Consider the following 9913-nt stretch of genomic DNA (forward strand, 5'->3'; position numbering starts at 1 on the left):
ATGAGATCGTGGGCTGCCCAGAACGTTCCAAAGCTCCCAGGTGAGAGCATTCCGCTGAGTCTCTATGACACCTCGGCCAAGCAGGTGAGGCAGACCGATCCGGGGCCGACCGCCAGGATGTACGTCTGCGGCATCACCCCCTACGACGCCACCCACCTCGGCCACGCCAACACCTACCACGCCTTCGATCTCGTCGGCCGGATGTGGCGGGACGCGGGCCACGAGGTCCACTACACCCAGAACGCGACCGACGTGGACGACCCGCTGCTGGAGCGGGCCGAGCAGACCGGTGTCGACTGGCGTGAGCTGGCCGAGCGGGAGATCGAGCTGTTCCGCGGCGACATGGAGGCGCTGCGGATCCTGCCGCCCCGCGAGTACGTGGGCGTCACCGAGGTCGTCGGCAGGGTGGCCGAGCTGATCTCCAAGCTGTCCGCCAAGGGCGTCACGTACGGCCTGGACGGCGACGTCTACTTCAGCGTGGCCGACGCCCCCAAGTTCGGCCAGGTGTCCGGCTACGACGAGGCGGAGATGCTGGCCCTGTTCGCCGAACGCGGAGGCGACCCCGACAGGGCGGGCAAGCGCCACCCTCTCGACTGGCTGCTGTGGCGGGCCGAGCGGCCCGGAGATCCCGCCTGGGACTCCTCTCTGGGCCGGGGGCGGCCCGGATGGCACATCGAGTGCACGGCGATCGCCCTGGACAGCCTGGGGGGCGGCTACGACGTCGCGGGCGGCGGCTCGGACCTGATCTTCCCGCACCACGAGTGCGGCGCCTCCGAGGGGCACGCCCTCACCGGCGAGTGGCCGTTCGCCAAGTTCTACACGCACGCGGGCATGGTGGCGCTGGACGGCGAGAAGATGTCCAAGTCCAAGGGCAACCTGGTGTTCGTGTCCAGGCTGCGAGTGGCCCACGACCCGATGGCGGTCCGGCTGGTGCTGCTGGCCCACCACTACCGCGCGGACTGGGAGTACGTCCCGTCCCTGATGGCCGACGCCGAGCGGCGGCTGGCGCGGTGGCGGGAGGCGGTGGCGCTGCCGTCAGGGCCGCGCGCCGGCGAACTGCTGTCCACGGTACGCGCCCGGATGGCCGACGACCTCGACTCGCCGGGCGCCCTGGCCGCCGTCGACGCCTGGGTCGACGAGGCCCTCGCCCAGGGCGGCCCCGACGCCACAGCGCCCGCCCTGGTCCGCGATCTCACCGACGCCCTCCTGGGCATCGCCCTCTGACGCCGTCCCGCGAGCGCCGGGTCGAACGGCGCTCGGCCGGGCGTCGCACCTCCGCTAGAGGGACGCCTGGTGCAGGCCGGGTGAATGCCGGGGGAGCGCGTGGCGGCTGGTGAGGGCGGTGTCGTAGCGGTGCCAGATGAGCGCCGCCACGTCCGGGTCCGGGCCGAGCGGGTCGCTCACCAGCCCCGCTCCCGCCGAGGCCAGCCGGTCGTGGAAGTGGCCGGGCGCGAGCACGTACGAGGCGATGGCCACCCGGGCGGCCGGGGTCGAGGCGAGGCGTTCCATGGCCTCCTCCAGGGACGGCGAGCCGGCCGAGGCGAAGGCGGCCGTGACCGGCCGCGCCAGGCGTACGGCGAGCCGGTGGGCGGCGGCGCGGACGTCGGCGAGGGCGGACGGGTCGGAGGAGCCCGCGGCCCCGAGCAGGACCGCGTCCGTGGCGCGCAGGCCCGCGCGCGCCAGCTTGCGGGCCAGCGCGGAGGTCAGCAGCCGGTGCGGCCCCAGCCAGCCGGCGACCACGGCGTCGGGGCGGCGGGAGGCGATGACCTCCGGCAGGTCGATGTGGGCGTGGTAGCCGCCCGCCAGCAGCAGCGGGACGACGACCACGGGTCCGCGGACGGCGGGCAGCACGTCGGACAGCAGAGGCGAGCTGATCTCGAGGTAGCTCAGCTCGACCCGGTGCCCGGGACGGGCCATCCTGACCGTCTCCGCCAGGGCCGACAGGGTCGACTCCCCGGCGGCGCTCCGCGTGCCGTGCGCGGCCAGGACGAGCGTGGCCGTACGTTCGATCACAGCCCCGCCTCGTACTGGCAGGCGAGCCGGTAGCCGCGCTTGACCACCGTCTCCACGATCCCGCTCGGCCCGAGCGCCCGCCGCAGCCGCGTGATCGCCATCTCCACCGCGTGCTCGGCGGAGTCGCGGGCGACGCTGCCGGGCAGCACGGTACGCAGGTCGGCGCGGGACACCACGTGGCCCGGCTTGTCGGCCAGGCGCTTGAGCACCGCCATCGGGGCCGGGGGCAGCGGGCGCAGCTCGCCGTCCACCACCACCGCGTGGCCGCGGATCTCCAGCCGGTGCTCGCCCGCCACGAGCCGGGTCACCCCGTGCTCGGGCAGGTGCCGGGCCAGGGCTCGGGCCAGCGCGCCGAGGCGCGAGCGTTCGGGCTGCAGCGTCGGCACGCCGCGCGAGGTCAGCGGTTCGGCGGTGACGGGCCCGACGCAGGCGGCCACGACCGTCCCGCTGAACGCCGACAGCAGCGACTCCTCCAGCCCTTCGGCGCGGGCCGCGCCCAGCATCGCGTGCACGGCGGGCGCGCTGGTGAAGGCCACCGCGTCCACCGAGCCGGAGATGGTCTGGCTGATGAGGCGGCGCAGCGGCGAGATGTCGCGGTACGGCAGCCACCGGTAGACCGGGATCTCGATCACCTCGGCCCCCGCCCGGCGCAGGTCCGCCACGAAGTCGCTGAGCGGCTCGCCGTGCTGCTGCACCGCGATGCGCCGCCCGTGCAGGTCCTGGTCGAGCAGGTACTGCTTGACCTCCTGGCACGATTCGGTGGCGGGCGTCCAGTGGTCGTTGAGGCCGGCGGCGCGCACCGCGCCCCGGGCCTTGGGACCGCGGGTCAGCAGCCGCGCGTTGGCCAGGTGCTCGCCCAGGTCGGACGACAGGCCCCAGCCCTCGGCGGCGGCCATCCACCCGCGGAAGCCGACGCCGGTGGTGACCACCACGTCGTCGAGCGGCTCCGCCAGGCTGAGCCGGGTCGCGGCGAGCAGGTCGGCGTCCTCGGCCAGCGGGACCAGCCGGATCGCGGGGGCGCTGACCACGCGGGCGCCGCGCCGCTCCAGCAGCGCGCCGAACTCCTCGCGCCGCCTCGTCGCGGTCACGCCGACCGTGAAGCCCGACAGGGCGTCGGGGGCCGTCTCCGGGGAAGATCCGCCCTCAAGGGCAAGCACGCTCATGCCGGCACCTCCAGGTAGTCGAAGATGCCTGGCCGGGCCCCGAGCACCCGGCCAGGCATCACAGGCACGTGTGACGCAAGTGAGATCACCCTCCGATACTGCTTTCGGGTGGTTTCGCCCGCGGGTCCCCTCTGTTACCGCTGTGCTACAAGCCAGGCCCTCAGGGATTGGCGAGGCGCGGTCACGGGAAACGTTGACGGTGACGACGTGGCCTATCGGGGAGTTGCGGGTGACGGTCCGGCCTATTCGCACGTTCGACGATCCGGTGCTGCGTTCGGTCGCGGAGCCGGTGCAAGACTTCGACCGGGAGCTGCGGCGCCTGGTCAAGTCGCTGACCGCCACGATGCGCGCCGGCGCCGGCCGCGCGGGCCTGGCGGCGCCGCAGGTGGGCGAGCCGGTACGGGTGGTGGTCTACTCCTACGACGGCAAGTCGGGCCATCTGGTCAACCCCCGCCTGGAGCTGTCGGAGCGGCGGGTCACGGCCGACGAGGCGTGCCTGTCGGCGCCGGGGCTGTGGTGGCCACTGGAACGTTCCTACATGGTCACAGCGCGTGGCCGCGACATGATGGGCAAGCCTGTGACGGTCCGCGCGCTGGGGGTGCTGGCCAGGGTGCTGCAGCACGAGGTCGACCATCTCGACGGCGTGCTGTTCAGCGACCACCTGGAGGCGGCCGAGCGGGAGCGCTTCCTGGCGGAGGCACTGCCCGGCTGAGCCCCGTTCGGCTGAGGGGCGTCGTTCAGGCTGCCGAGCGCACGGCGAGCTCCCTGCGCTGCTGCGGGTCGGTGCCGCCCCACACACCGTACGCCTGCCGCGTGGTCAGCGCGTACTCCAGGCACGGCTCACGTACGGGGCAGCCGGCGCACACATGCTTGGCCCGTTCGGCCTGCGACTGGCTCGGCCCTTCCAGAGAGATCGGGAAGAACAGTTCCGGGTCCAGTTCGAGGCAGGCGGCCCTGCGGGTCCAGTCGAGCATCATCATGTTGCTCGCGTCTACCCAGCCGACCTGCTCTCATACCTCCGCAGGCTCACCAGCGGCTCCAACCAAGGGCGCGGGCCCACGGCGCGCTGATGGCCGGCACCGGCGCCTCCGCGTCGCTGAGCACCAGGTCGACGACGTCGATCAGGTCGTCCGCGACCTCGGCGGCCTGCAGGATCTCCTCCTGGCACGTCTGCGGGGTGGGGACCAGGATGCCCCTGGCCCCGGCGGCCCTGGCCGCCTCCATGTCCCTGCCGATGTCCCCCACGACCACGCAGTCGCGGGGGCTGACGTCGAGCACGGCGGCGGCTCTGATCACGAGCCCGGGGGCCGGTTTGCGGCAGGTGCAGCCGTCGGCGTCGTCGTGCACGCAGATCGCCCACGCGTCGAACGGCCCCAGCAACTCCTCCACCCGGGCGTTCACCTGATCCATGTCGTCCGGGGACAACAGACCCTTGGCCACGCCGGACTGGTTGGTGACCACGGCCACCGGCACCTCGGCCCGTCTGAGCCTGGCCACCGCCTCCACCGCGCCCGGCATGGGCTCGACGAGGTCCGGGTCGCCGTTGTACGGCACGTCCCTGATCAAGGTCCCGTCCCGGTCGAAGAGCACCGCGCCGGGACGTCGCTTTTCGAACACCTTCCACCTCCGTCGCGTGCCCGCCAGCTACCCGGGGCCTAACCAGGCAAACAACTACTTAGCGTGACCAAGTCCAGGCCGTTTCTCCTGTTTGCGCATCTCATGGGCGTGGGGAAGGTTTGGGCATCGCTCCTCTCGGTAGCGGTTCCCGTCCTCTGAGGGGGAACGATGAGGTTTCTCGGCATCGACGCGATCTTCCACGAGCCGGCCGCCTGGTGCCCGCGCGCGCAGGCGGCGATGAACGGTCGCATGCCGGGAGCGGTGCTGTGCGACCCGGCCCCGCGCCGGAGGATGAGAACGGTCCCGCGCGCGTCGGCCAGGAGACGGGCCGTGCGCGCCGCGAGCCATCGCGGCCCGGGCGACCGGGGCCGGGTGCTGGTGGCGCGGCTGGACGGCGCCGGCGCCGTGCTGCTGGCCGGGCCCGCCGTAAGGGCCGTGCGCACGCTGGCCCGCGAGCTGGTCTTCCTGGCCGGCCCGGACGGCAGGCCGGCGGCCGAGCTGCTGCCCGGCGTGGACCGGGTGATCGAATGGCGGGCCCCGTGGATCGACCACACCCCGCCGCCCGTCACCAAGGGACAGGCGGCCGACCTGGTCGGCCGGCTCGCGGGCGTCGACGAGGCGGTGATCCTCACCTCGTTCCACCAGTCGGCGCTCCCGCTGGCCCTGCTGCTCAGGCTGGCCGGCGTCCCCAGGATCACCGCCATCAGCGACGACTACCCCGGCTCGCTCCTGGACGTCCGGCACGTCGTGGACGAGAGCGTCGACGTGCCCGAGGCGGAGCGGATGCTGGCGGTCGCCAGGGCGGCCGGGTTCGAGTTGCCGACGGGCGATGACGGCAAACTCGCTGTTCAGCGGCCATTGCCGGATATAGGCGGAAATTTGGGGCAACTGCTGGATGCCGGCGCCGATGCCGGCAAAGGCACGTACGTCGTGGTGCACCCAGGGGTATCGGCCCCCGCGCGGACCTGGCCGGCCGAACGGCATAGGCGGACCGTACGGGAGCTGGCGCAGGACGGACACCGGGTCGTCGTGACCGGCAACGAACGTGACCTCACCGCCTACGTGGCCGGCCGCGTCGCCGTCGATCTCGGAGGCATGACCACGTTCGCCGAACTCGCCGCCGTCATCGACGGCGCCGGGGTGCTCGTGGCCGGCAACACCGGTCCCGCGCACCTGGCGGCGGCGGTCGGGACGCCGGTCGTGAGCCTGTTCGCCCCCGTCGTCCCCGCGGCGCGGTGGGCCCCGTACGGGGTGCCCACGGTGCTGCTCGGAGACCAGGAGGCGCCCTGCCGCGCAAGCGGGGCGCGCGCCTGCCCGGTGCCCGGGCACCCGTGCCTGTCCCACGTGACAAGCGAGCAGGTGGTCAAGGCAGTGAGGGAGCTGACGCAGTGAAGGTCGATCTCATCTCCGAGCACGCGGACCCGCTGGCGCAGGTCGGCGACGTCGACTCCGGCGGCCAGAACGTCCACGTCGCCGAACTGGCCCGCGCGCTGGCCGGGCGCGGGCACACGGTCGTCGTCCACACCCGGCGCTCGTCCGGGCGGCAGCCCGGGTCGGTGACCATGGCGCCGGGCGTCACGGTCGAGTACGTCACGGCCGGGCCGCCGGTCCCCGTCCCCAAGGACGAGCTGCCCCCGTACCTGGCCGAGTTCACCGAGCGCCTGGCCGACCGCTGGGCCGCGAGCCCCCCGGACGTCGTCCACGCCCACTTCTGGATGAGCGGGCAGGCGGCGCTGCGGGCGGCCGGCGGGGTGCCGGTGGTGCAGACGTTCCACGCGCTCGGCACCGTCAAGCGGCGCTGGCAGGGCGACGCCGACACCAGCCCCGCCCACCGGATCGACACCGAGCGCGCGATCGGCAGGCGCGCCGACGCCGTGCTGGCCACCTGCGGCGACGAGGTGGCCGAACTGCGCGCGATGGGCGTCCCCGAACGGCGCATCGCGGTCGTGCCGTGCGGGGTGGACCTGTCGGTGTTCCGCCCCGGCGGGCCGGTGGCGCCGCGCACGGGCGGCAAGCTGATCCTCAGCATCGGCAGGCTGGTGCCGCGCAAGGGCGTGGACACCGTGATCAGGGCGCTGCGCCGGATCCCGGACGCCGACCTGGTGATCGCGGGCGGCCGCCAGGACGACGAGGAGGCGGTCAGGCTGTACGAGCTGGCACGGGCGTACGGGCTCGAACGCCGGGTCCACGTGATCGGCAGCGTGCCCCGCGAGCACGTGCCGGCCCTCATGCGCTCGGCCGACGTCCTGGTGACGGTGCCGTGGTACGAGCCGTTCGGCATGGTGGCGATCGAGGCGATGGCCTGCGGCGTGCCCGTCGTGGCCTCGGCGGTCGGGGGACACCTGGACACGGTCGCCGGCTGCGGCGTCCTGGTGCCGCCGCGCCGCCCGCGCGCCCTGGCCAGGGCGCTGAGCGACGTCCTCGACCACCCGGGCAGGCGGGCGGCGCTCGCCGCCGCCGGGGCTCGCAGGGCCCGCGACAGGTACGGCTGGGCGCGCGTCGCCGAGCTGACCGAGGCCGTGTACATGCAGGCCGTCAACGGTATGGTCGGCCGCCTGGCCGCGCTCGGAGGCTGAGCGCCCGCGCCTAACGCTCGTTCCCGGCGCGCAGCCAGGCCAGGTAGTCGGCGACCGCCCGCTCGGGGTCGTAGGCGGGCTCGTATCCCGTGTCCTCGCGCAGGCGGGTGATGTCGAGCCAGGTGTTCTGCGCGGCGGGGTCGCGGCCCTCCGGGAGGCCGACCCGGGCGTCGGGGACGAGCTTCCTGATCGCCGCGGCGACCTCGCCGTTGGTCGTCGCCCTCCCCGAGGCCACGTTGTACGTGCGGTGCGCCAGCCGGTCCGCGAGCTGGAGCAGCGCGAGAGCGCGGCCGCAGTCCTTCGCGTAGCACAGGTCGATGCCGTCCTCCATGTACGCGCCGGCGCGCAACGTGGACAGGTCGGGCTCCGTGCCGCGCGCGGCGGCGTGCACGAGCTGGGGAGCGGCGAAGAACGGCGACTGGGGGTGGCCGAGCGGCCCCCAGATGGCGCCGATGCGGCAGTGGACCACGTCGAGGCCCATGGCCCCGGCCAGATGGTCGCCGAGCAGCTCGCCGATCTTCTTGAACGCCGGGATCGGGTGGGGTGACGTCATCGGCAGGGGGAGGTCCTCCTGGAGCGCGCCCTCGCCGGTGACGCCGCCGTACACGCCGATCGTGCTGGCCAGGCCGAGCCGCGTCACCTGCCACTCGCTCGCGGCCCGGAACACGTTCAGGAGGCTCCGGATGGACTTGTCCGCGCCCTCCAGGGGCTGGTACGCGCCGGGCGGCCACGGGATGGACCCGGCGAGGTGCACGATGCCGGTGATCTTGTGCCGCTCGCCGACGGCCAGGAGGGCCGCCTCGTCGGTGAGGTCGGCCTGCTCGACGACGACGGGCGCGTCCGCGAACCTCTCGGGCAGCACGGCGGGCCTGCGCTGGACGAGCAGGCAGGATTCGCCGAGGTCGAGCAGGGCCTGGGTGGTGTGCGTGCCGATGAAGCCCAGCCCGCCGGTGATCAGAATCATGGTCAGCTCTCCAGATCGTCAGTGCGACTGACAATCAGTCTAACCCTAGAAGCGGTAGTGGAGAACCACGTTCCCCTTCCGCGACAACGCCGCGCTGGGCGCGGTCAGGCGGTTCATCAGCCGCAGCCATGCCGGGAACCCGGCCACCTCGGGCTCCCGCGTCATCAGGACCTCCTTGACCAGCTTCAGCTTCGGGTGCCAGCGTTCGGGCTCCCTTGGGTCGTCGAGGCCGGGGAACTTGGAGACGTCGATGATGTTCTTGCCGACGGCGAACCGCTTCTGGGCCCACACGGCGAATTTGCTGTAGCCGTTGAAGGCGATCTCGCCGGTGGGGAAGTGGCCGATGAGGCGGTTCACCAGCGCGATCATCTCCTCCAGGGAGAGGAACGCGATCAGCCCGTCGGCGACGATCACCGCCGGCCGGTCGGAGGGCAGTCCGTCCAGCCACGCGGGGTCGGTGACGTCCGCGGCGAGGTCGTGGGGCCTGGCTTCATCCGGCAGCAGCCGCCGCCGGGCAGCGAGGACCTCGGGGAAGTCGACGTCGTGCCATTCGGCGGTGGGCGGCGGGGCGATGCGCAGCGTCCGGCTGTCGAGGCCGGCCCCCAGATCGAGGCCGATCGCGTCGGGATGGCGGGCGAGGAAGCGCCGGGCGATCTCGTCCAGCTTCCTGGCCCGGTGCGCGATGTAGAGGGCGCTGGAGGAGGGGATGTGGAGCTTGCCGTAGTCGTAGCCGACCTTGCGGACGATCTCGTCGGCCATCCGGTCGCCCAGGACGGGGCGGGGCAGGCGGTTGTCGAGCGCCCTGCCGCACAGTGTCAGCCACAGGGTGTCCTGGAGCGGGGTCAGAGCGGGAATGGGGGTCGTCATCGGTCATTCGTCCCTGTTCTCTTGAGAGGCCTCCCAGGCGGCTGTGGCCGCCTTCAGCGGCGCGTCGTCCGCGTACAGGCCGTGGGTGAAGAGCTCCAGCGTGGGCAGCGTCATCCGGCGCAGGACCTCGGGGCCGAAGCCTTCGTGCCCGAGCGCGCGCGTCAGGGGTGGCGCCATGGTCAGCATGGCGAGGCTGGTCAGCACGGTGAGCACGGCCATGGCCCGCACGTCCGAGGACGGCCGCACCGAACCCTCGGCGATCCCGGCCCGCAGGATCGACTCCGACTCGGCCACCAGCGTGTCGACGAACCTGCCCCCCGCGGGGGTGTCCTCCTCGATCGCCCGGACCATGTAGCGCACCTTGAGCTGGTACTCCTCCGGGTCCGCCATGAACTCGCCCAGCAGGTTGGGCGTCCCGGCGTCGTGCGCCCGCCGTACCAGCACGCCGAGCACATGGTCGTCGCAGGCGCTCCGCAGCTTCTCCTTGCTGCCGAAGTGGTGGATGACCAGGGCGGCGCTCACGCCCGCGGTGGCGGCGACGGCCCGCAGGTTCGTCTTCTGGAAGCCGTCGCGGGCGAAGTGGGCGATGGCCGCGTCGCGGATCTTCGCCTGCGCGGTCAGGTCCGAATGCGCTGAACACATGTTCAGTATGCTAAACGCGCGTTCAGTCTCGTGGCAAGGTTTGCGCGCGCGGTTTTGCGCGCGCGGACACC

11 protein-coding genes are annotated in these 9913 nt (G+C 73.1%); 4 read left to right on the forward strand and 7 right to left on the reverse strand.

Annotation, left to right across the window (positions count from 1 at the left end):
• Complete coding sequence (gene mshC, locus ACWEPL_RS51795) at positions 1 to 1224, forward strand: cysteine--1-D-myo-inosityl 2-amino-2-deoxy-alpha-D-glucopyranoside ligase (protein WP_452440764.1); 1224 nt, start codon at positions 1 to 3, stop codon at positions 1222 to 1224.
• A gap of 54 nt (positions 1225 to 1278) precedes the next feature.
• Here mshC and ACWEPL_RS51800 read toward each other — a convergent pair whose 3' ends face one another.
• Positions 1279 to 2013 carry a sirohydrochlorin chelatase gene (locus ACWEPL_RS51800; protein WP_363969798.1) on the reverse strand — a complete coding sequence of 245 codons (735 nt, stop codon included), beginning with the start codon at positions 2011 to 2013 and terminating at the stop codon, positions 1279 to 1281.
• Complete coding sequence (locus tag ACWEPL_RS51805) at positions 2010 to 3176, reverse strand: uroporphyrinogen-III synthase (RefSeq protein WP_363969796.1); 1167 nt, start codon at positions 3174 to 3176, stop codon at positions 2010 to 2012. Before ACWEPL_RS51805 ends, ACWEPL_RS51800 begins: the two co-directional genes overlap by 4 nt.
• 199 nt (positions 3177 to 3375) lie before the next feature.
• On the opposite strand from ACWEPL_RS51805, the gene def reads away from it, so the two are divergent.
• On the forward strand, positions 3376 to 3888 hold the full coding sequence (gene def, locus ACWEPL_RS51810) for a peptide deformylase (RefSeq protein WP_452440765.1): 513 nt from the start codon (positions 3376 to 3378) through the stop codon (positions 3886 to 3888).
• 25 nt (positions 3889 to 3913) lie between these two features.
• Here the strand turns inward: def and ACWEPL_RS51815 are convergent, their stop codons facing one another.
• Both ACWEPL_RS51815 and ACWEPL_RS51820 read right to left on the reverse strand, forming a co-directional pair.
• Positions 3914 to 4156: a WhiB family transcriptional regulator gene (locus tag ACWEPL_RS51815; protein WP_363969792.1), complete on the reverse strand. Its 243-nt coding sequence runs from the start codon at positions 4154 to 4156 to the stop codon at positions 3914 to 3916.
• Between the two features lie 46 nt (positions 4157 to 4202).
• Positions 4203 to 4793, reverse strand: a complete 591-nt coding sequence (locus ACWEPL_RS51820; protein WP_350735325.1) for a D-glycero-alpha-D-manno-heptose-1,7-bisphosphate 7-phosphatase — start codon at positions 4791 to 4793, stop codon at positions 4203 to 4205.
• Positions 4794 to 4961: 168 nt separating this feature from the next.
• Between ACWEPL_RS51820 and ACWEPL_RS51825 the strand changes: the two genes are divergently transcribed.
• Positions 4962 to 6185 (forward strand): glycosyltransferase family 9 protein, encoded by a 1224-nt coding sequence (locus tag ACWEPL_RS51825; protein ID WP_452440766.1) that lies wholly within the window; start codon positions 4962 to 4964, stop codon positions 6183 to 6185.
• Positions 6182 to 7369: a glycosyltransferase gene (locus tag ACWEPL_RS51830; RefSeq protein ID WP_452440767.1), complete on the forward strand. Its 1188-nt coding sequence runs from the start codon at positions 6182 to 6184 to the stop codon at positions 7367 to 7369. Before ACWEPL_RS51825 ends, ACWEPL_RS51830 begins: the two co-directional genes overlap by 4 nt.
• Before the next feature lie 10 nt (positions 7370 to 7379).
• Here the strand turns inward: ACWEPL_RS51830 and ACWEPL_RS51835 are convergent, their stop codons facing one another.
• Genes ACWEPL_RS51835 through ACWEPL_RS51845 form a run of 3 tightly spaced genes read right to left on the reverse strand, consistent with a single transcriptional unit; the run spans position 7380 to position 9842 of the window.
• A complete protein-coding gene (locus ACWEPL_RS51835; protein ID WP_452440769.1) occupies positions 7380 to 8333 on the reverse strand; it encodes an NAD-dependent epimerase/dehydratase family protein in 954 nt (317 codons plus the stop codon).
• 45 nt (positions 8334 to 8378) lie between these two features.
• A complete protein-coding gene (locus tag ACWEPL_RS51840; RefSeq protein ID WP_452440770.1) occupies positions 8379 to 9200 on the reverse strand; it encodes a class I SAM-dependent methyltransferase in 822 nt (273 codons plus the stop codon).
• A gap of 3 nt (positions 9201 to 9203) precedes the next feature.
• Positions 9204 to 9842: a TetR/AcrR family transcriptional regulator gene (locus tag ACWEPL_RS51845; protein ID WP_355200822.1), complete on the reverse strand. Its 639-nt coding sequence runs from the start codon at positions 9840 to 9842 to the stop codon at positions 9204 to 9206.
• Positions 9843 to 9913: the final 71 nt, after the last annotated feature.

It is taken from the genome of Nonomuraea sp. NPDC004186, from assembly GCF_053603495.1.

What these genes read in the sequence shown, in the direction of transcription:
- mshC (WP_452440764.1), top strand. Translation starts at nt 1, where the DNA reads ATGAGATCGTGGGCTGCCCAGAACGTTCCAAAGCTCCCAGGTGAGAGC.
- ACWEPL_RS51805 (WP_363969796.1), bottom strand. Translation starts at nt 3,176, where the DNA reads ATGAGCGTGCTTGCCCTTGAGGGCGGATCTTCCCCGGAGACGGCCCCC.
- ACWEPL_RS51815 (WP_363969792.1), bottom strand. Translation starts at nt 4,156, where the DNA reads ATGATGATGCTCGACTGGACCCGCAGGGCCGCCTGCCTCGAACTGGAC.
- ACWEPL_RS51825 (WP_452440766.1), top strand. Translation starts at nt 4,962, where the DNA reads ATGAGGTTTCTCGGCATCGACGCGATCTTCCACGAGCCGGCCGCCTGG.
- ACWEPL_RS51835 (WP_452440769.1), bottom strand. Translation starts at nt 8,333, where the DNA reads ATGATTCTGATCACCGGCGGGCTGGGCTTCATCGGCACGCACACCACC.
- ACWEPL_RS51840 (WP_452440770.1), bottom strand. Translation starts at nt 9,200, where the DNA reads ATGACGACCCCCATTCCCGCTCTGACCCCGCTCCAGGACACCCTGTGG.
- ACWEPL_RS51845 (WP_355200822.1), bottom strand. Translation starts at nt 9,842, where the DNA reads ATGTGTTCAGCGCATTCGGACCTGACCGCGCAGGCGAAGATCCGCGAC.